Source organism: Mycobacterium europaeum (genome assembly GCF_002102155.1).
Classification (GTDB): Bacteria; Actinomycetota; Actinomycetes; order Mycobacteriales; family Mycobacteriaceae; genus Mycobacterium; species Mycobacterium europaeum.
This window is the reverse complement of the sequence record NZ_LQOU01000040.1, coordinates 39,239-59,710: the sequence shown is the minus strand read 5'-3', so window position 1 is coordinate 59,710 and position 20,472 is coordinate 39,239. Positions and strand designations below refer to the sequence as shown.

Sequence of the window (20,472 nt, the reverse complement as noted above, 5' to 3'; positions counted from 1 at the left end):
CCAGCTGAGATGCTCAGCAGCTACGACACTACACCGGTTGGGCGCGTCCGCGCAGGTGGCAGCCCTCGAGTCCAAAATCAGGACGTGGCCGGCCACCTTCGCCTTAGACGCGCCCGCCGGCTTCGCCCTAGGATGGGAGTGATCTCGCGGCGGCTACGCCCTGGGTACATGGCTGGTCGCCGGTGATGTCGGACTCCAGCAAGATAGGAACAGGTACCGGCGATGGTGGAGTTCACCGAGGGCACTGAGGGGCCGCCCCGAGCGTCGCGGACATCGGAGCAGCTCAGTAGTGATGACGCCGATTTGCGGGCGGCGATCAGCAATCTCGCGGGTCTGGTCGCCGGTCATCGACGCTTGCCCGAGTTGCTGGCGGAGGTAGCCACGTTCGCTGTCCGCGCGATACCAGGAGCCGACGGTGCTGGAGTGACGTTGCTGAATGTCGACCGGGTGGACGACATGGTCGCGGCGTTGGCGGCCAGCGCTCCCTTTGTCAGCGAGATTGATGAAATTCAGTATGTCACCCTCAATGAAGGGCCCTGCATCACCGCGGCGCTGGAACGTCGCACGGTGCGCTCAGGGTCGTTGGGTGGGGAGAAGATGTGGCCGCGGTTCGGTCCACGCGTAGGCAGGTTGGGGGTGCACAGTGCGCTGTCGCTACCGCTGTTGCTGCCTGATCGGGTGGTCGGGGCGATCAACGTATATGCCTACGCCAAAGACGTTTTCGATGAACATGCCGCCGAATTCGGGGAGCTGTTCGCCAAACCAGCTGCTGTCGCTGTATACAACGCGCAGATCCTCGCGGACGCGCTTGCTCTAACCGTCCAGTTGCAGACGGCGTTGTCCACCCGCCCGGTGATCGATCAAGCGATTGGCCTCATCCGCGGACGTACCGGGCGCAGCGCCGAGGACGCGTTCACCCAGCTGAGGGCGATGAGCCAATCTGAGCACCGCAAGTTGGCCGATGTGGCGCAACACCTGGTCGACGAAGCGGTGCGCCGCGCCCGCGCCCGCGCCCGACCTAAGCCGGACAGCCCAGCCGGCGTACCGTAACGGGTGAGGAACTAGTCACGAGACCGGTCCTGACTCGCGTCTCGGGGTCCTCACCGCGCACAGCGACTGGCCATGCGCGGTGCCGGTAGGTGATCGCGCTCGGGAGCGTACAGCGGAGCAGTCCTCTCGTGAAGCTCACCGCGGCCCTTGCCGCAGACCTGGGCATTCTCACTGCGGCTTTGGATGAGCCCGGCGTCGATGTCGCCCAAAGTCTGCGCCAGCTCGCGGCCGATGCCACCGCAGCAGTACCCACCTTCCTGGGTCTGAGCGTGGCCGTCGCCGGCAGTGACTCGCCGTTCACCCTCACCGCATTCGTCGAGGGTGCAGGGACGGGTGATGTCCGCACCTCGCTGCGGCTGACGCTGTCAGGTGTCGGTGACGTCGGTCTTCTCCCCGCTGTGGTTCTCGTCTTGTATGCGGGGTCGCCAGGAACCCTTGTCGATCTCGCCGCGGACCTCGCGTGGCTCACCGCCCGGCCGCTGAGTGACTTCGTCCTCGATCAGCACCTGCCAGCCCTCGCCGAGCAGTGTTCTGCCACAAATCTTTTCGAGAGTTCAATCATCAACCAGGCAATCGGGGCCCTCATCGGCCAGGGCTACACGCCCGAGCAAGCCGAGCGGCACCTCACGTCTGAAGGTGCCGCCGCCGGCCTCAGTCGGCACGCCGTCGGCCTGCGCATCCTGGCGGGGCTCAATGCGCGGTAGCCGCTCATTGGGTGTAGCCTTTGTGAGGTTGGGAACCCAGCAAGTCCGTGGTGAAGTCAGCCGTCCGCTGCTGATCTCGCAGAGCAGCCGCTCGCGCCGGACACACCGGTGACAACCGTCCGTCGGGATCACCTTGAGCGCTTTGTCCACCCCTGAAACATCGAATGCCCCCCTTGTTGGGCGAGATCGTTGCGGCGCGACGAGTTTCGGCATCCTCAGTACGTATCCACCGACACCGTGCGGGTTGGCGACGTTCAGTGCAGCCTTGTCGGAAGGGTTGTGCGCAAATGGATCTGACGTCAGCGTCCTGCGGATTGCCGACGGGTCGTCATCTTCTGATGCCCGCGTGATCGGAGAGCTGGTCAACGGTTCCGCGACATCCGTGGCAGCAGCCTCCGATTTGCTGAATGAGAGCGATATCGCGATCGTGCAGCATGAGTACGGCATCTACGGCGGTGTCGACGGAGACGAGGTGGTGGACATCATCGGGGGGCTGCGCATCCCGTCGATCGTGGTCGCCCACACGGTCCTCAAAGACCCGACCCCGCATCAGCGTTTTGTGCTTGAGGCGATCGCGGCGACGGCGGCTCGGGTGGTCGTCATGTCGGAGGCGGCCAGGCAACGCCTGTGCCTCGGTTTCGACGTCGATCGCCGAAAAGTCACCACGATCGCGCATGGTGCGATCGTCCGGACAAACACGTCGGTACTGCGCTCGGGCAGACCGACCCTGTTGACGTGGGGTCTGCTGGGTCCCGGGAAGGGCATCGAGCGGGTCATCGAGGCGATGGCATCGCTGCATGAACTCCATGGCCGGCCGCGTTACCTGGTTGCCGGCCGGACGCACCCAAAGGTTTTGGCCGTCGACGGTGAGGCATACCGCGAGGCCCGTGCCGAACAGGCGCGGCGCACCGGCGTAGCGGACTCGGTGTGCTTCGATGCCAACTACCGCGACGTGTCGTCGCTGACTGCGCTGGTTCAGTCCTCGGCCGTGGTCGTCCTGCCCTACGACTCCAGGGATCAGGTCACTTCCGGCGTCCTGGTCGACGCAATCGCAAGCGGGCGGCCGGTCGTCGCCACCGCCTTCCCCCACGCCGTCGAACTCCTCGGTAGCGGGGCGGGCATCGTCGTCGATCACGACGATTCCGATGCGCTGGTATCCGCCCTGCGCCGAGTGCTGACCGAACCGCGCCTCGCCGGCGCCATGGCCGCGGAGGCCAGCCGGTTGGCCCCGACGCTGGCCTGGCCGGTGGTGGCCAATGCCTATCTGGTTCTGGCACAACGGATTCTTGCCACACGTCGGGCGCCGGTATGACCGCGACCACGCCGGAGCCGAGATTCGACCACCTGTTGCGTTTGACAGATCGCCGCGGAACGTTCGAGCACGCCCGTTTCGCCGAACCTCGGCGCGAGCACGGCTACTGTACCGACGACATGGCCCGAGTCCTCATCGTCGCGACCCGGGAACCCGAGCCTGATGGGCAGGTGAAGGGTCTTGCCGGCGTTGCCGTGCGGTTCCTGAACGATGCGCAGTCCTATGCGGGCCCCTGCCGAAACCGAATGGACAGCAAGGGCCGTTGGGAGGATGAGCCCTCGCTGGAGGACAGCTGGGGCCGCAGCATCTGGGGACTGGGCACCGCGGCAGCGCATAGTGACGTTGGCCTGGTTCGCCGGTTGGCCGTCATTCAGTTCGAACGCGCCGCGAAGGCGCGATCGCCGTGGCCTCGGGCGATGGCTTTCGCGGCGTTGGGCGCCGCCGAACTCCTCGCCGTCGACCCCGGGCAGCGGGCCGCACGCGAACTCCTCACCGACTACGCCAAGACCGTGGCCAAACCGAACGGCGACGGGGCCTGGCCATGGCCTGAGCCACGACTCACCTACGCGAATGCCGTTCTCGCCGAGGCGATGATCGCGGCGGGCGTGGCACTCGACGATCCGACATTGCGGCACCAGGGCTTGGATCTGCTGGGTTGGCTCGTCGAATACGAGACGGCAGACGGTCACCTCTCGCCCACTCCCGCAGCGGGCAGGGGGCCGGACGACCCTCAGCCCGCATTCGATCAGCAGCCAATCGAGGTCTCCACCCTCGCCGACGCGTGCGCGCGTGCCGCTACCATTGACGCCGGTTCGATCTGGCCCGACGGGGTCCTGGCCGCTGCGGTCTGGTTCATGGGTGTCAACGACGCGCAACAGCTCATGTGGGACCCCGAGACCGGCGCCGGCTTCGACGGCCTGCGCGCCGATGGCGTGAACCACAACCAGGGCGCGGAGTCAACACTGGCGGTGCTCTCGACGATGCAGCACGCCAGACGCTTCTCGACTGTGCGGCAATGACTTCCGCGCAGGCTGCGTTCGTCACACGCAGCCCCGTAAGGCTCATCGCCAACCCATCGCGGGTCATCACCCGACTCTTCGTACCGGGCCAGGAAGGTTTCGAACACCAGGAGTCCCGCGCGGGAGCGGTGTTGGCGCGAATCCTCGCCCTCGACGAGGGTCAGGTGCGGTCTTCGCTGGACGACGTCGTCGTCCGCTTCGACGGGCGTCACCGCGATCTTGCCGGCACGTTCCGCCGGCACGCCCGTGAACTCGCCGATCGGCTGGACCCCGGCAATGAACTCTCCGAAGCGCGAACGTTGCTGCTGGGCGCGGCATTCACGAGTGAATACGCCCTTGAAGGTGCGGCGTTGTGTAACCCCAGCATCGTGGCCCATCCCGACCAGGCTGGAACCGTCGCAGGCAGCCTGCGATTCGTACTGAGCGTCCGGGGCATCGGTGAGGGACACCGTTCGTCCATCGGGTTCCGGACCGGCGTTGTCGACGCAGCCGGCCGCACCACGATCGACGATCCTGCTCCGTTCGCCACCGCCGGAACGCCCAAGCCTGCGCTCCTCGACGCGGCCGTCTTCCGCAGCGAACTCACCCGGCTAGACGACGCCGGGGAGGTCGCCGACTACATCCTCGGCCGGCTCGGCAAGAGCTTCACCCGGGCTGCTCTCGATCAACAACTCGCCCAGCTCCAGACTCATCTGAGCACCCGCGCACACGCCGAGGAGACGATTTCCGCATTCTGCAGCATCGCCGAACGGACGTATGCCGTCGAGTTCGCGGACTGCATAACACTTTCCGAGCGCGTCTTGTGGCCCTCGATGGGTGCAGAGCAGGGCGGCATGGAGGATGCACGCTTCGTCCGTTTCATCGACGACGACGGATCTGTCACGTTTTACGCCACCTACACGGCCTACAGCGGATCCCACATCGGCCAACAACTCCTCACGACCAAGGATTTCCAGTCCTTCACCTCCGCGCCGATCGTCGGACGCGCCGCTGCCAACAAAGGTCTGGCGCTGTTTCCTCGCCGGATTCGCGGTCACTTCGCCGCCATGTCGAGATCAGATCGCGAATCGAATACGGTTGCTTACTCCGATCGCCTGTCCGTTTGGACGAGCGCACTCCCCTGCCAGAGCCCGATTCGAGCATGGGAGGCGTTACAACTCGGGAACTGCGGTCCCCCAATCGAAACCGACGCTGGGTGGCTGGTGCTCACCCACGGCGTCGGACCGATGCGCACCTACCGCATCGGGGCGATTCTGCTTGATCTCGACGATCCGACACGGATCCTTGGTCAGCTACCGCAGCCCCTGCTGAGCCCCGCTCCGGATGAGCGGGACGGCTACGTGCCCAACGTGGTCTACTCCTGTGGCGCGCTAGTCCACGCCGACACCCTGGTGCTGCCGTACGGCATCGCTGACACCGCCATCGGTATCGCCACCGTGCCGCTCCCCGAACTCCTTACAGTGCTGAGCCGCTGAGGCCCAAGGCATTTCAAACGACACCTGCACGCTTACGCATGTGTCAACATTGTTGACATACGGCGGTGAAGGGCGTCTAATTGAGACATACCGGAAACCCAGCTATCGCCGGAACTCATCTGGAGTTCGCCGAACGATCAACGGGTTTCCGTCTGTTACCGGGAGTTCGGTTCGAACATGGCACGACCACGACACGCGTCGGGAAAGACGCCGAGCGCCCGCGTGCACCCTGCAGTTCTACGGAGGACGACCATGATCAACCCTGACAACGAACAACGAGATGCGTTCGGCGAGCAGGTGCTTCACGTCGGTGCGGGTTTCAAAGAACAGGAGCGTCCACATGTATTGGAGACGTTGTCGACGCTCGGTCCGCACCTATTGGGACGATGGGATCCGCGGGACATCGATGTGGAAGTCTCGTTGCAGGACCGCGGCGGCAAGGAGCAGCGCGTCACTTTGCGCACGAGTCTGCCCGGCCGTCCGCCACTGGTGGCGACCGCTGAGAACCCGGACATCACCCGCGCTATCTGCGAAGCAAAGCGTGAGCTGATCCGGCAACTTGAACACCAGAAGTCAGCGCGCGACCCCATGAGCGGCCGCCGGCGCAACAGCGCGACGATCCGCCACTAGGGGTCGCCTCCACCCTTCTCGATCGCGATATTTTGTAAATCGACCTATTTGGTAGGAAGCGTCACAACCAGCAGCTCATTTTCGCGGGCAGACAGAGGGACGGGACGGTTACCTGTACGGCCACATCCTCAATGAGTTGCAGGAGGTTATCGAGCGACCCGAGGAAACCGACCATGTGCTCCGGCTTGGTCTTCACCGGCTCGCGATCACCGAATTCCCTCAACTGCGCGCCCTGGCACCCGCCCTGGCCTCCTATGATGGCGCCGCCGAGCTGGACCGCTTCCTCGATCTGCTGCTCCCCGGCATGACCGCGACGCTCACCGGCGGCAACGGACAACCCCCAACCGCCGAAGATACAACCGCCGCTGGATAACTCCCTGAGCCACTCGTGGTCGCAGCGGTGCGATGATCACGGCAGCGGTGCTGACCAGCGCAGCACGGTGCCTCCACCGGGGGCACCCGCGATGGTGAACGCGCCGCCGGCCTGCCGCGCTCGGTGCTGCAAGTTGGTCAAGCCGCTGCCGGTTACGTCGCCGGGGACGCCTCGACCGTCGTCGACCACTTCGATGCACACGCCGTCCTCGACCTTGACCGTCACCGCAAGTCTGGTCGCGGCGGCATGCCGGACGGCGTTGCTGACCGCTTCGCGCACAACGGCTTCGGCGTGATCGGCGAGTGCAGCATCGACAATCGACAAGGGGCCTACGAATTGAACCGTGGTCTCCAGTTCGGATCCGCAGAAGCGCGCGACTGCCTCGTCGAGCCGATGTCGCAGCCGGGCGGTGCCCGGCGGTGCCCCGTCCAGGCCGAAAATTGCGGTGCGAATCTCCCGAATGACGCCTTGAAGATCAGCAATGCTGCCGGACAGTCTCTGCTGCACCTCAGTAGATCGGGCCCGCGGAATGGTCCCCTGTAGATCCAGTTCGACCGCAAAGATCCCTCGAATCACGTGGTCCTGCAGATCGTGGGCGATTCTGTCGCGGTCAGCGAGAATGTCGAGTTGGCGCGCCCGGCGCTGTGTGGCCCCCAACTGCCAGGCGAGCGCCGCCTGGTCGGTGAATGCGGCCATCATGTCGAGCTGCTCGTCGCTGAACGTCCGGGCGCCGTCTCGCCGCACCGCGACCAACACCCCCACCACCGTATCGGTGGTGCGCAGCGGAAGCACCAGCGCCGGGCCGGCACGTTGGACGCCGTCGATGGCGACGTCGAAGTTGTTGAGACGTCGAGGGGTTCGCTCCACGAAGGCCTGCCCGACTGAGGTACCGGCAACGCGGATGACAGGGCCCGGCGTCGAGGTTATTGCGGAGCCGGCGGTTTCCACGATCATCAGATCGGCCACCTCCGACGTGGGTATGTCGTGGTTGATCGCGACCGCGACCAGTGTGATCTCTGCGCCCGTCAGATCGAGAGCTTGCTGGGCGATGGGCCGACAGACCGTTGCGGGCATCGGCACCGGAGAGTAGTTCGGTTCCGATGTCACGCTTCGCTTCGCCGCTTTAACAGCAGACATGGTCATTCCTGTCAATCGGGATGCGGACGGCAACGACGAGCGCGTTCGCGCCGGTCACGAAGCTTGTCACGCCCGGCGCGTCGACCGTGGTCGCACCCGTCGGTGCCTGTTGGAGTGTGTCCATCGGCTCGGCCGGCGAGTTGAACTCGAGCATCTTCGCCCGGTTGAACCAGTCCCGCGACCCCTGCGGATCGTCAGTAGGTTCGGTCCGGGTCAGGTCAATCAGGAAAACACGGGTGTCGGCACGGAAAGCAAGTGAAGTAGTCATGGTGATCTGAAGTCCCGTTGATCACCGGCGTGTGAGGGTTCGGAGCCAATGCTCCTAGAGGTAAGCGGCGAACGCGGCCAAACTCATCCCGCACCAGCTGAAGTTCTCAGCACCTTGACGCTACACCATTTCGTACCTACCCGGGATCGGCGCGGTAGCGGGCTCGGTGCCGGCAGTAGGGGTTGACTGGGCTGCCGCGTCAGCCAACCCACCCAGGGCGAAACAATCCGGATCGCCGATGGCGCGACGGCGACAACGGCCACGACCCGATCGGTCTTCATGTGAGTCCGGATGATTGGGCGCAGCCGGCCGAGCGATCGTCAACTGAGACAGCGCCAACAGTACTGCTGAGCGCCTGGGAAGGACTGAATCTGAGATGCCCCCCGTACCCGATGGGTGTAGCGTTGCAGTTGCTGAGTCCTTCAGCCAGTCCGGAGAAGGTTTGGCTGTACGCCGCCGAACTTGATGAGCATTCGCTCGCCGCCGCACATTCCGATTTCGACCCCGTCGCGGCCAGACAGCATGCACAATCCGCCCATCCCCTCGTTAGCCGGAATCCGGAGTACCACCAGTTCCGCATTCACTCGACCGGCGACCAAGCAAGAACCAACCTGCCGGCGACACCGGAAAACCCTGTCGCGCAATGAAAGACACGCCGATCAGGCAGGAAAGGGCTAAACCGGCCAAGGTAAATCCAAACGACGCCCAAAAGACTGAGTCCTATCGAACATCCGATAGAACGCTCGGCACCCGACATACACGCCCGAAAGAGGGGACACGATGGCGATTACCGACATACCGGCATTCGCTCACCTGACCGACGCCGATATCGAAAATCTCGCCGTTGAGCTGGACGCGATCCGGCTCGACATCGAGGGATCCCGTGGCGCGCGCGACGCGCGCTACATCCGCCGCACCATTGCCGCGCAACGCGCCCTGGAGGTGGCCGGCCGGCTCATGCTGGCCGGTAGCTCGAAACGCTCTGTGTGGTGGGCGGGAACGGTGACCCTGGGTGTGGCCAAGATCATCGAGAACATGGAGATCGGCCACAACGTCATGCACGGCCAGTGGAACTGGATGAACGATCCCGAGATCCACTCCTCGACATGGGAGTGGGACATGAGTGCGGCGTCAAAACACTGGCGCTTCACCCACAACTTTCAGCACCACAAATACACCAACATCGTCGGCATGGACGACGATGTGGGCTACACCATCCTGCGAGTCACCCGTGACCAACCCTGGGAGCCCTTCAACGTCGGCAACCTGCTCTTCAATGCCGTCCTCGCTCTTGGATTCGAGTGGGGAATTGGCTTGCAGCCCATCGAGTTAAGCAAGGCTCTCAAGGCTGGACCGGAGCGCGACCTCACCCTCCTGCGGATCCGTGAGTTTTCGGCCAAGGCCGGCAGGCAGGTGGTCAAGGACTACATTGCGTTCCCGGCGCTGACCTCGCTGTCGCCAGCGGCGACGTACACATCGACGCTGAAGGCTAACGTGGTGGCCAACGTGATCCGCAACGTCTGGGCGAACGCCGTCATCTTCTGTGGCCATTTCCCCGATGGCGCAGACAAATTCACCAAGCCCGACATAATCGGCGAAACCCGGGGCCAGTGGTATCTGCGCCAGATGCTGGGCAGCGCCAACTTCGAGGCCGGGCCGGCGTTGCGGTTCATGAGCGGCAACCTGTGCCATCAGATCGAGCACCACCTGTACCCGGACTTGCCCAGCAACCGGCTGCACGAGATCGCGGTGCGGGTGCGCGAGGTCTGCGACAAGTACGACCTGCCCTACACCACGGGCTCGTTCCTGGTGCAGTACGCCAAGACCTGGCGCACGCTGGCCAAGCTGTCGCTGCCCAACCAGTATTTGCGCGACACCGCCGACGACGCTCCGGAGACCCGCAGCGAGCGGATGTTTACCGAATTGGAGCCGGGTTTCGCCGACATTGACCTAGGAAGAGGGCGCCGTCGCGGGCTCAACACAGCGATCCGCCAACACCGTCGCGCCCGTGCCTCGATGAAGGGCGGCATCGATCAGGCGTAGATGTCGGGCCTGCGCCGCTCCCACGGCGTGGCCAAGTGCAGCAGCTTTGACCGTCATATAGGAGCCAGCGCGTCCGCACTGCCATCATCAATAGTGCCGGGATCGATCTTGAAAACCCGCTGACAGGTGTCGCGTTCGCTCAGCCGCGGGACGCGGCATAGTGGGACTGACCAGTCCGACCCTGTCCCGACTGCTCAGTGAGCTTGGCCGTAGTCGTCCGCGTTGCCATGCTTCTGGGTCAAACCCGTCTAGGAGCAACGCCCCTCTCCGAAAACGAAAGCGCCCCCGGCCAACTGACCGGGGGCGCTTCGTTAGGAGGTGCGTTTAGTGGTGGTGATGCCCGTGGCCGTGGCCGTGGTCATCGTCCGCGTCGGCGGGCTTCTCGACGATGGCCGTCTCCGTGGTCAGCACCATGCGGGCCACCGACGCCGCGTTGACGACGGCCGAGCGGGTCACCTTGACCGGGTCGATGACGCCGGCGCCGAGGAGGTCGCCATAGGCGAGCGTCTCGGCGTTCAGCCCCTGCCCGACGGGCAGCTCGCTGACCTTGTTGACCACGACCGAGCCGTCCAGCCCGGCGTTGGTGGCGATCCAGTACAGCGGGGCCGCCAACGCCTCGAAGAACACGTCGACCCCGAGCGCCTGGTCGCCGCTCACCGTCCCGCGCAATTCCGTCAGCGCCTTGCGGGCGTGGATGAGCGCCGTTCCGCCGCCCGCGACAATGCCCTCCTCGACGGCCGCCTTGGCGGCCGAGACGGCGTCCTCGACGCTTTCCTTGCGCTCCTTGAGCGCGGTCTCGGTGGCGGCACCGACCTTGATGACGGCCACGCCGCCGGCCAGCTTGGCCAGCCGCTCCTGCAGCTTCTCGCGGTCCCAGTCCGAGTCGCTGTTCTCGATCTCGGCGCGCAGCTGCTTGATGCGGGCCTCGACCGCGTCCTTGGAACCGCCGCCCTCGACCACGATGGTGTCATCCTTGCTGACCACCACGCGGCGGGCCGAACCCAGCACGTCGGTGCCGACCTCGCGCAGCAGCAGGCCGGCGTCGGGATTGATCACCTGGCCGCCCGTGACCACCGCGAGATCCTCGAGGAACGCCTTGCGCCGGTCACCGAAGAACGGCGCCTTGACCGCGACCGCCTTCAGCGTCTTGCGAATCGAGTTGACGACCAGGGTCGCCAGGGCCTCGCCCTCGATGTCCTCGGCGATGATCAGCAGCGGTTTGCCCATCTCGGCGATCTTCTCGAGCATCGGCAGCAGGTCGGGCAGCGAGCTGATCTTCTCCTGGTGCAACAGGATCACCGGGTCGTCGAGCACGGCCTCCTGCGAGTCGAAGTCGGTGACGAAATACGCCGACAGGAAACCCTTGTCGAAGCCGACGCCCTCGGTGAACTCCAGCTCGGTGTTCAAGGTCGAGGATTCCTCGACGCTGACCACGCCGTCGGCGCCGACCTTGGTCATCGCCTCGCCGACCAGCTCACCGATCTGCGGGTCGCGTGACGACACCGTCGCCACCTGCGCGATGCCCTCCCTGCCGGAGACGGGGGTGGCCTCCGCAAGCAGCGCCTCGGACACCGCGTCGCCGGCCTTGCCGATCCCCACGCCCAGCTCGATGGGGTTGGCGCCGGCGGCAACCATGCGCAGGCCATCCTTGATCAACGCCTGCGCGAGCACGGTCGCCGTGGTGGTGCCGTCGCCGGCGACGTCGTTGGTCTTGGTGGCCACCGACTTCACCAACTGAGCACCCAGGTTCTCGAACGGGTCCTCCAGGTCGATCTCGCGCGCGACGGTGACGCCGTCGTTGGTCACCGCCGGCCCGCCGAATGCCTTGGCCAGCACCACGTGCCGACCCCGCGGCCCCAGCGTCACCCGTACCGCGTCGGCGAGCTTGTTCACGCCGGCCTCCATGGCGCGGCGGGCGGTTTCGTCGTACTCAATCAGCTTGCTCATCAGGCTCCTTCACCCGAACGCATGCCGCCCCGGAAATCGCCCGCGGTTGTGCGCGGGGATCGCCGGGGCGGAACACGGTCCTTACTTGGATACGACAGCCAGCACGTCGCGCGCGGACAGGATCAGGTACTCCTCGCCGTTGTACTTGATCTCGGTGCCGCCGTACTTGCTGTAGATGACGGTGTCACCTTCGGAGACGTCCAGCGGGATCCGCTTTTCGCCGTCCTCGTCCCAGCGGCCGGGACCGACTGCGACGACGGTGCCTTCCTGCGGCTTCTCCTTGGCGGTGTCAGGAATGACCAGACCGGACGCGGTCGTGGTCTCGGCCTCGTTGGCCTGCACGAGAATCTTGTCCTCGAGTGGCTTGATGTTCACCTTCGCCACGATTGGAGCCCTCCACTAGTTAGATCGGGTCCGGGACGGCTGCCCCGGAATTATCAAGGGATTCGGCAGTCGTCCGTGCCCGAGCGCCGTCGTCGCGGGTGCCGACACAGGGTTTGGCCGATTGCCACCTAGCACTCTATACACGAGAGTGCTAGCACTCAAGGGCGCCCCGCTGCGTATTGGGTATTCGCTATGAGCGATCAGCCGACCTGGGCTTTTACCACCGGCAGGCCGGGGTCGCTGGGCACGTCCAGCGGGGAGGGCGGCGCCCCGGCGGCGACCAGGTGCGCGGCGAAGGAGGCGATCATCGCCCCGTTGTCGGTGCACAGGCGCGGCCTGGGGATCCGCAGCGTCAGCCCGGCCGCCGCGCAGCGCTGCTCGGCCAGCTCCCGCAGCCGCGAGTTGGCGGCCACTCCCCCGGCGATCAGCAGCGTCGAAACGCCGAGCCCCGTCGCGGCGCGCACCGCCTTCATCGTCAGGACGTCGGCGACGGCCTCCTGGAACCCGGCGGCGACATCGGCGTTCACCGCATCGGGGTGACTCTCCAGGTAGCGGGCCACGGCCGTTTTGAGCCCGGAGAAGCTGAAGGCGTACGGGTCGTCGGCGGGGCCGGTCATGCCGCGCGGGAACACGGGGATCTCTGCGGCCTCCCGGCCGCAGCTGCGGGCCAGCTCGTCGAGCACCTTGCCGCCGGGGTAGCCCAGACCCAGCAGCCGCGCCACCTTGTCATAGGCCTCGCCGGCGGCGTCGTCGACCGTGCTGCCGAGCTCGACGATCGGTTCGCCCAGGGACCGCACGTGCAACAGGTGCGTGTGGCCGCCGGACACCAGCAGCGCCACGCACTCGGGCAGCGGACCGTGCTCGTAGACGTCGGCGGCCAAGTGCCCGCCCAGGTGGTTCACGGCGTAGAACGGCACCCCCCACGCGGCCGCATACGCCTTGGCCGCAGCCACTCCCACCAGCAGCGCACCGGCCAGACCCGGCCCGATCGTGGCCGCGACGATGTCGGGCTTCTGCAGCCCCGCCGTCGTCAGCGCCCGGCGCATCGTGGGGCCGAGCGCCTCCAGGTGCGCCCGCGACGCGATCTCGGGAACCACGCCGCCGAAGCGAACGTGTTCGTCGACGCTGGACGCCACCTCGTCGGCCAACAACGTCACGGCGCCGTTGTGGTCGAGCCGCGCAATCCCGACTCCCGTTTCGTCACAGGAGGTTTCGATGGCCAAGATGATCATTGGGCCCCCCGGCGCATGGTGTAGGCGTCGGCGCCGCTGGCGCGGTAGTAGCGCCGGCGCAGGCCGATCTCCTCGAATCCCACGCTGCGGTACAGCGCGATGGCCGCCTCGTTGTCGGTGCGCACCTCCAGGAAGACGACACCCCCCTCGGCGAAGACCAGCAGCTCCTCGAGCAACCGGCGGCCGATCCCCTGGCCCTGGTAGGCGGTGTCCACGCCGATGGTGTGCACCTCGTACTCGAAGGGTGGGGTGCGGCCCAGCCGCGAGATTCCGGCATACCCGACGACCGCGCCGCCGGCGCGCGCGGCCACGTAATGGTTGTGCGGGCTGGCCAGTTCCCGGTTGAAGGCCGCCGCGGGCCACGGGTCGTCACCGTCGAACAGCTGCCGTTCCAGCTCCGCGCAGCGCGCAGCGTCGGCGGGGGTCAGCGCGCCGAGCGTCACGGGTTCGCTCGGGGCCGTCACCCGCGCGCCGCCATCGGTTTGGCGTCGGGGCGGCGCAGATACAACGCCACCAGCGGCGCCGGGCGCTGCGACCAGTCGGGCACCGCGGCCACCAGGCCGGCCGGCGTAGGGTGGACCGGCCCGCAGTGCGGCAGGCCGAACAACGCCGCGTGCTCCTTCGAGCCGGCCACCGCCTGCGCGGCGCCGGGATCGACGTCGGCGGGGGCGTCGACTCCCGGCCCTTCCACGCGGAACCCGTCGCGGTAGCGCGCCCAGTAGACCTCGCGGCGGCGGGCGTCGGTGACCACCAGCACCTCGCCGGCGGTGCGCACCCCGATGGCGTCCAGGCTGCACACGCCGTGCACGGGGATGCCCAGCGCGTGGCCGTAGGCCGCGGCGGTGGCCATCCCGGCGCGCAGGCCGGTGAACGGGCCGGGGCCGCAGCCCACCACGACGGCATCCAGGTCGCCCATGGTCAGCCCGGCCTCGGCGAGGGCGTCCAGCGCGTTCGGGGTGAGCCGTTCGGCATGCGCCCGGGCGTCGACGGTGACCCGCTCGGCCAGCACGGCCAGGTCGTCGCGGCGCACGATCCCGGCGGTCACCGCGGGGGTGGCGGTGTCGAGGGCGAGCACAAGCGTCACGAACGCACCCACTGCCAGGAAGCGATCCGCACGTCGGATCCGCTGAGGCGTTCCAGGCGGATGTCGAGGTGACGCTCGGCGAGGCGTTCGACGATGCCCTCCCCCCACTCCACGACGACGACCGCGTCGTCGAGTTCGGTGTCGAGGTCCAGCGAGTCGAGCTCGCCGAGCAGGTCGGCGCCGTCGGTGTCCAAGAGGCGGTACATGTCGACGTGAATCATCGCCGGTGCGCCGGGCCGCCGCGGCGGGTGCACCCGCGCCAGCACGTACGACGGTGAGGTGACCGGGCCGTCGACGTCCATCGCCGCGGCAATCCCCTTGGCCAGCACGGTCTTTCCCGCGCCGAGCGGACCGGTGAGCACCACCACGTCGCCCGCGCGCAGCTGCTCACCGAGGCGCGACCCCAGGGCGACGGTGTCCTCGACGCGATCCAGCGTGACCGCGCCCCCGGAATCATCCATGGCGCCGCAACCGTTCCCACGCACGCCGCAACGCGAGCCGCGCGCGGCCCGGAGTCGACCGCTTGACCAGCCGGATCAGGCCGTCGTTGATGGCCTCGGGCTTGTCCAGCAGCGCGAGGTGGCTGGCGCCGGGGACGATGACCAGCTCGGACTGCGGCAGCGACGCCGCCATCTTGCGGGAGTATTCGTCCGGGGTCAGCAGGTCGTGGTCGCCGCAGGCGATCAGGGTCGGGATGCGCAGCAGGGTCCACAGGCCGGCGGTTTCGTCGTGCGCCTCCAGGGCCTCCAGGAACTCCACCATGGTCGGGATGGGCGTGCCGTTCATCATCCGCTGGGAGAAGGCGTCCAGGCTGCGGCTGACGTGCAGGTCGCTGTAGGAGGCGGCCCGCAGGACGGGGCCGATCAGCGAGCGAGACACGTTGCGGCCGCGGTGCATCAGCTTGGGTGCCGACCGCGCGGTGAACCGGAACGCTTCCAGCGCCGGGTTTTTCAGGATCTCGCCCAACGGGGACCTGGCGACGCCTTCGGCCGCCGACGAGATCAGCGCGGCCCCGACGATCCGGCACCCGTACTGGTCCGGGAATTGGCGGGCGTGCGACAACACCGTCATGCCGCCCATGGAGTGGCCCACCAGCACCACCATCCCCCGCGGCGCGACCACCTGCAGCACGCTTTGCAGGTCCTTGCCGAGTTGGGTCAGCGTGTAGGTCTCCGGCGGCGCCTCGTCGGATTGCCCATGCCCGCGCTGGTCGTAGAAGACCATCCGGACGTCCGGGCCCAGGTGCTCGGGCAGCCGCGTCCGCTGGAAATGGAAGGAGCCCATGCGCAGACAGAATCCGTGAACGAAGACCATGGTCAGCGGGGCGTCCGCGGGCCCGGCCTCGCGGATCGCCAGGGACACCCCGTCCGGGGTGGTGACCACCGAGCGGCGGTCGTCGTCGATCCGGTCGAAATCCTCGTCGGCGTAGGGGTCTTCGGCGCCGCGGGCGCGCTGGATCATCGAGCGGCGGGCCGAGGCTCCGACGATGGTCGCCAGGGCGGTCACCCCCGCGCCGCCCGCGAGCCACGCCCTCCCGTTCTGGCGCCCGCGGGCTTTCTCACGGCTCAATGGTTCGCGCCTCGCGGTAGGTCCGGGTGATGCGCCCACGGGGGCTGGTCACCACCTCGTAGTGGATGGTGCCGAGCAGGTCGGCCCAGTCCTGCGCGGTGGGTTCCCCGCTGCTGCCGGGCCCGAACAGGATCGCCTCGTCACCCTCGGTCACGTCGGTCGGGCCGGGGCCGAGGTCGACGACGAACTGGTCCATGCAGATCCGGCCGACCCCCGGCCGCCGCCTGCCGTTGATCAACACGTCCAATCGTCCTCCCAGCGACCGGAAGACACCGTCGGCATAGCCGACCGGCAGCAGCGCCAGGTTCGTGTCGCGTTCCGCGGTCCAGGTGTGCCCATACGAGACGCTCTCGCCGGCGCGGATCGACTTCACCAGCGCCACCGGGCATTTCACCGTCATCGCCGGCACCAGCCCCATGTCGCCGAGCTGGGGCACCGGGCTCAGCCCGTACACCGCGACCCCGGGCCGCACCAGGTCGAAGGCCAGGTCCGGCCGCGACATGGTGGCCGACGAGTTCGCCAGGTGCGCCACCTCGAACCGCACCCCCTGCTCGCGCGCCTGCTCGAGCATGTCGCTGAAGCGTTGGGCCTGAAGATCGTTGACGGGGTTGGCCGGTTGATCGGCGAACACCATGTGGGACATCAGGCCGCGCAGCCGAACGGCCTCGTCGGCGACGGCCCGGCGCAGCGCGGTCAGCATCGACGGGTACTGGCTGGGGTGCACGCCGTTGCGGTTCAGCCCGGTGTCGACCTTGACGCTGACCGTGGCGGTCCGGCCCGTGCGGCGCGCCGCGTCCAGCAGCTCGTCAAGCTGACGCTCCGAGGAGACCGCGATCTCCACATCGGCCAGCAGCGCCGGCCCGAAGTCGATGCCGGGCGGGTGCAGCCAGGCGAGCACGGGCGCGGCGATCCCGTCGGCGCGCAGCGCCAGCGCCTCCGCGACCGTGGCGACGCCCAGCTCGGCCGCGCCCCCGGCCAGCGCCGCCCGCGCGGCCTGCGTGGCCCCGTGGCCGTAGCCGTCGGCCTTGACGACGGCCATCACCTGCGCGCGGCCGGCGTGCTCGCACAGCAACCGCACGTTGTGCTCGATCGCGCCCAGGTCCACCAGGGCCTCGGCGACCAGGCCCGGCGTCAGGGAGATCGGCGTAACGGCCCACCCTTTCATGGCCGCCATTGTCCCAGAACCGGCCGCAGGCGCCGCCCGCCCACCGCCCCCCGATGCCCCAGCAGCCGCAGGCGCCCCATGCGCCCCCGCACCGGGCGGCACCGCATGTGCCCGCCTCCGAGCGACACGTCGGGCGCGACGAGCTGGGGAACATGTCCGGTTCAAACCGTCTGGTGTCGCCCGAAGTACCTGTGATCTTCGCTATAGCCGCCGAGCGTCGAGTTGCTTCAGTGCGCGAAATGCTGCGCGTGGTAATGGCCGCCGGGCTTGGTTTTGTCCAACGAGGCCAGCGCGGAGACGGCGTCGTCGTGCAGCGCGCGGGCCAGGTCGGCCGAGAACCCCTCGCGCACCACGATGCGCAACACCGAGACGTTGGTGGCGTTGTCGGGCATGGTGTAGGCGGGCACCTGCCAGCCGTAACCCCGCAGCTCGTGGGAGACGTCGAACTCGGTGTACCCGCGGTCCCCGGCGAGCCGGAACGCGACCACCGGGATCGCCGAACCGTCCGAGACCAGCTCGCAGTGGTCGCTGACCCGGAGCTGCTCGCCCAGCCACCGCGCCGTCCCGGACAGCGTCTGCATCACCTTGGTGTAGCCCTCACGGCCCAGGCGCAGGAAGTTGTAGTACTGGCCGACCACCTGGTTGCCGGGGCGGGAGAAGTTCAGCGTGACAGTCGGCATGTCGCCACCGAGGTAGTTCACCCGGAACACCAGCTCTTCGGGCAGATACTCCTTGCTGCGCCACACCACGAACCCGACGCCGGGGTAGGTCAGCCCGTACTTGTGGCCGCTGACGTTGATCGACACCACCCGGGGCAGCCGGAAGTCCCACTTGAGCTCCGGATGCAGGAAGGGCACCACGAACCCCCCGCTGGCGGCGTCGACGTGCACTGGGACATCCACGCCCCCGCCGGCCGCCAGTCTGTCCAGCGCCCCGCAGACGTCGGCGACCGGTTCCAGCTCGCCGGTGTAGGTGGTCCCCAGGATCGCCACCACCCCAATGGTGTCCTCGTCGACGGCGTCGACGACCTGCTCGGGGGTGATGACGTAGCGGCCCTCCTCCATCGGCAAGTAGCGGGGCTCGACGTCGAAGTAGCGGCAGAACTTCTCCCACACCACCTGGACGTTGGAGCCCATCACCAAGTTCGGCCGACGGCCCTCCCAGCCCTTCCCGACCTTGGCCCGCCATCGCCATTTCATGGCCAGCCCGCCCAGCATCACGGCCTCGCTGGAGCCGATGGTGGACACGCCGCAGGCGCTGTAGGGGTCGGCGTCGTTCAGGCCGTCCGCGTGGAACAGGTCGGCCACCATGCACACGCAGCGCTGCTCGATGGCCGCGGTCGCCGGATACTCGTCCTTGTCGATCATGTTCTTGTCGAACGTCTCGGCCATCAGCTTCCCGGCCTCGGGGTCCATCCAGGTCGTCACGAAGGTCGCCAGGTTCAGTCGCGAGCTGCCGTCGAGCATCAGCTCGTCGTGGATGAAGCGGTAGGCCGCCTCGGGGTCCATCGACTCGTCGGGCATTCGCAGCGCGGGTATCGGCGCGGTGAACAAGCGACCGGTGTAGGCGGGGGCGATCGCGTGGGCGGGCAGGGAAGGATGTTGGGGCACTGCGGAAAGTCCTTTCTAGAGGGCGGCCAGCGCGGCCCTGATGTGCGGAACCATGCGGGACGATGACGTCGGCGCGTCACCGGGCCCCGGGTCGGCGGCCGACAGCGCCGCCGCCCGGGCGTGGACGAACGCCGCCGCCGCGGCCGCCTCGGCCGCCGGCAGGCCCGCCGCGAGCAGCGCGCCGATCATGCCGGAGAGCACGTCGCCGGAGCCCGCGGTGGCCGCCCAGGATTGCCCGGCCGGGTTGAGGTACACCGGGCCGCCCGGATCGGCGATCACGGTGACGTTCCCCTTGAGCAGCACCGTGGCGCCGAAGGTGTCGGCGAGCTTGCGGCACGCGCCCACCCGGTCGTCCCCGGGGGGGTTACCCGCCAGGCGGGCGAATTCACCGGCGTGCGGGGTCAGAACCGTGGGCGCCTTGCGGTTGGCGACCAGCTCGGGATGCGCCGCCAGGATGGTCAGCCCGTCGGCGTCCACGATCACCGGCAGGTCGGTCTCCAGCGCGAACCACAGCGCCGCGGCCCCGGTGTCGTCGGTGCCCAATCCGGGCCCGACGACCCAGGATTGGACCCGCCCGGCCGATGCCGGGGTGGGTGACGCGATCACCTCGGGCCAGTGGGCGAGCACCTCGCGGTGCGCGCTGCCCGCGTAACGGACCATCCCGGACGTCGCAGCGACGGCGGCCCCGGTGCACAGCACGGCCGCGCCCGGATACGTCGACGAGCCGGCCATCACCCCGGTCACGCCCTGGGTGTACTTGTCGTCGTGCGGGCCGGGCACCGGCCAGCGCGCGGCGGCGTCGGCGGCCTCGAAACCGAGCACGTCGGTGTCCGGAAGGTCGAGGCCGATGTCGATCAGCTTCACCCGGCCGCAGTCGGCGAGCGCGTGCACGGGCTTGAGGCCGCCGAAGGTGACGGTCAGGACGGCGTGCACCGCGGGGCCGGCGATCGCCCCGGTCGCCACGTCGATGCCGCTGGGGATGTCGACGGCCACCACCGGGATGCCCGCCTCGTCGACCGCGGCGAACACCTCGGCCGCGGCCAGGCGCAGCGGTCCGGAGCCGGAGATGCCCACCACCCCGTCGATGACCAGATCCGTTGTGGGCGGGACGCTTTCCACCACGTGCCCGCCGGCCTTCCGGAACGCCGCCAGCGCCTTGGGGTGGGTGTGCTCCGGGTTGAGCAAGACCGCGTCGGCGGCCGCACCGCGACGACGTACGAATGTGGCGGCCCACAACGCGTCGCCGCCGTTGTCGCCCGAGCCGACGACCGCGCACACCCGGCGGCCGGCCACGCCCCCGGTGCGGGCGCGCAATTCGGCGACGATCTCGGCGGCGAGCCCGAAGGCCGCGCGCCGCATCAGGGCCCCGTCGGGCAGGCTGGCCAGCAGCGGCGCCTCGGCCTGGCGGATCGCGTCTACGGAGTAGTAGTGCCGCACCTCAGCCACATTACGGGTAGGGGCGACGCGGTT

The 20,472-nt window shown here is 67.9% G+C and carries 19 protein-coding genes and 2 pseudogenes; 9 read left to right on the top strand and 12 right to left on the bottom strand.

The features are described from left to right. Positions 1 to 222: 222 nt before the first annotated feature. The 7 genes and pseudogenes from AWC03_RS18590 to AWC03_RS18560 form a co-directional block, all read left to right on the top strand. The gene (locus tag AWC03_RS18590; protein ID WP_085242186.1) at positions 223 to 1,050 is read left to right on the top strand and encodes a GAF and ANTAR domain-containing protein; all 828 of its coding nucleotides are present in this window, start codon (positions 223 to 225) and stop codon (positions 1,048 to 1,050) included. A 128-nt stretch (positions 1,051 to 1,178) separates the two neighbouring features. Then, positions 1,179 to 1,754, top strand: coding sequence for a hypothetical protein (locus tag AWC03_RS18585; RefSeq protein ID WP_142278432.1), 576 nt, complete (start codon positions 1,179 to 1,181; stop codon positions 1,752 to 1,754). A gap of 211 nt (positions 1,755 to 1,965) precedes the next feature. Further along, positions 1,966 to 3,066: a glycosyltransferase gene (locus tag AWC03_RS18580; protein WP_244275513.1), complete on the top strand. Its 1,101-nt coding sequence runs from the start codon at positions 1,966 to 1,968 to the stop codon at positions 3,064 to 3,066. After that, positions 3,063 to 4,085: a glycosyltransferase gene (locus AWC03_RS18575; protein ID WP_085242183.1), complete on the top strand. Its 1,023-nt coding sequence runs from the start codon at positions 3,063 to 3,065 to the stop codon at positions 4,083 to 4,085. Before AWC03_RS18580 ends, AWC03_RS18575 begins: the two co-directional genes overlap by 4 nt. Next, positions 4,082 to 5,560, top strand: coding sequence for a glycoside hydrolase family 130 protein (locus tag AWC03_RS18570; protein WP_085242182.1), 1,479 nt, complete (start codon positions 4,082 to 4,084; stop codon positions 5,558 to 5,560). The genes AWC03_RS18575 and AWC03_RS18570 overlap by 4 nt, the downstream gene beginning before the upstream one ends. Positions 5,561 to 5,812: 252 nt before the next feature. Beyond that, entirely contained in the window at positions 5,813 to 6,190 is a 378-nt protein-coding gene (locus tag AWC03_RS27935; protein ID WP_244275356.1) for an HPF/RaiA family ribosome-associated protein, read from the top strand. Positions 6,191 to 6,296: 106 nt separating this feature from the next. Beyond that, positions 6,297 to 6,563, top strand: a pseudogene (locus tag AWC03_RS18560) (hypothetical protein); the annotation flags it as partial. 36 nt (positions 6,564 to 6,599) lie between these two features. Here the strand turns inward: AWC03_RS18560 and AWC03_RS18555 are convergent. Next, positions 6,600 to 7,680: pseudogene (locus AWC03_RS18555) on the bottom strand (ATP-binding protein); the annotation flags it as partial. A 6-nt stretch (positions 7,681 to 7,686) separates the two neighbouring features. Further along, positions 7,687 to 7,968: a hypothetical protein gene (locus AWC03_RS18550; protein WP_085242181.1), complete on the bottom strand. Its 282-nt coding sequence runs from the start codon at positions 7,966 to 7,968 to the stop codon at positions 7,687 to 7,689. Positions 7,969 to 8,372: 404 nt separating this feature from the next. On the opposite strand from AWC03_RS18550, the gene AWC03_RS27050 reads away from it, so the two are divergent. After that, positions 8,373 to 8,615 (top strand): hypothetical protein, encoded by a 243-nt coding sequence (locus tag AWC03_RS27050; protein ID WP_142278431.1) that lies wholly within the window; start codon positions 8,373 to 8,375, stop codon positions 8,613 to 8,615. Between the two features lie 133 nt (positions 8,616 to 8,748). Then, a complete protein-coding gene (locus AWC03_RS18545; RefSeq protein ID WP_085242180.1) occupies positions 8,749 to 10,011 on the top strand; it encodes a fatty acid desaturase family protein in 1,263 nt (420 codons plus the stop codon). A 324-nt stretch (positions 10,012 to 10,335) separates the two neighbouring features. On the opposite strand, the gene groL is transcribed toward AWC03_RS18545, so the two are convergent. From groL to AWC03_RS18495, 10 genes are all read right to left on the bottom strand, one after another. Continuing rightward, positions 10,336 to 11,958: a chaperonin GroEL gene (groL, locus tag AWC03_RS18540; protein ID WP_085242179.1), complete on the bottom strand. Its 1,623-nt coding sequence runs from the start codon at positions 11,956 to 11,958 to the stop codon at positions 10,336 to 10,338. Positions 11,959 to 12,039: 81 nt separating this feature from the next. After that, complete coding sequence (gene groES / locus AWC03_RS18535; RefSeq protein ID WP_007167930.1) at positions 12,040 to 12,342, bottom strand: co-chaperone GroES; 303 nt, start codon at positions 12,340 to 12,342, stop codon at positions 12,040 to 12,042. Positions 12,343 to 12,542: 200 nt separating this feature from the next. Continuing rightward, complete coding sequence (gene tsaD, locus AWC03_RS18530) at positions 12,543 to 13,574, bottom strand: tRNA (adenosine(37)-N6)-threonylcarbamoyltransferase complex transferase subunit TsaD (RefSeq protein WP_085242178.1); 1,032 nt, start codon at positions 13,572 to 13,574, stop codon at positions 12,543 to 12,545. Beyond that, positions 13,571 to 14,038 carry a ribosomal protein S18-alanine N-acetyltransferase gene (rimI, locus tag AWC03_RS18525; protein WP_085242177.1) on the bottom strand — a complete coding sequence of 156 codons (468 nt, stop codon included), beginning with the start codon at positions 14,036 to 14,038 and terminating at the stop codon, positions 13,571 to 13,573. The genes tsaD and rimI overlap by 4 nt, the downstream gene beginning before the upstream one ends. Next, positions 14,035 to 14,658 (bottom strand): tRNA (adenosine(37)-N6)-threonylcarbamoyltransferase complex dimerization subunit type 1 TsaB, encoded by a 624-nt coding sequence (gene tsaB, locus AWC03_RS18520; protein WP_085242225.1) that lies wholly within the window; start codon positions 14,656 to 14,658, stop codon positions 14,035 to 14,037. The genes rimI and tsaB overlap by 4 nt, the downstream gene beginning before the upstream one ends. Continuing rightward, positions 14,655 to 15,119: a tRNA (adenosine(37)-N6)-threonylcarbamoyltransferase complex ATPase subunit type 1 TsaE gene (tsaE, locus tag AWC03_RS18515; RefSeq protein ID WP_085242176.1), complete on the bottom strand. Its 465-nt coding sequence runs from the start codon at positions 15,117 to 15,119 to the stop codon at positions 14,655 to 14,657. The genes tsaB and tsaE overlap by 4 nt, the downstream gene beginning before the upstream one ends. Then, positions 15,112 to 16,164: an alpha/beta fold hydrolase gene (locus AWC03_RS18510; protein WP_142278433.1), complete on the bottom strand. Its 1,053-nt coding sequence runs from the start codon at positions 16,162 to 16,164 to the stop codon at positions 15,112 to 15,114. Before AWC03_RS18510 ends, tsaE begins: the two co-directional genes overlap by 8 nt. 52 nt (positions 16,165 to 16,216) lie before the next feature. Next, entirely contained in the window at positions 16,217 to 17,392 is a 1,176-nt protein-coding gene (gene alr, locus AWC03_RS18505; RefSeq protein ID WP_085242174.1) for an alanine racemase, read from the bottom strand. Between the two features lie 227 nt (positions 17,393 to 17,619). Beyond that, positions 17,620 to 19,002 carry a glutamate decarboxylase gene (gene gad, locus AWC03_RS18500; RefSeq protein ID WP_085242173.1) on the bottom strand — a complete coding sequence of 461 codons (1,383 nt, stop codon included), beginning with the start codon at positions 19,000 to 19,002 and terminating at the stop codon, positions 17,620 to 17,622. A gap of 15 nt (positions 19,003 to 19,017) precedes the next feature. Next, positions 19,018 to 20,439, bottom strand: coding sequence for an NAD(P)H-hydrate dehydratase (locus AWC03_RS18495; RefSeq protein WP_085242172.1), 1,422 nt, complete (start codon positions 20,437 to 20,439; stop codon positions 19,018 to 19,020). Positions 20,440 to 20,472: the final 33 nt, after the last annotated feature.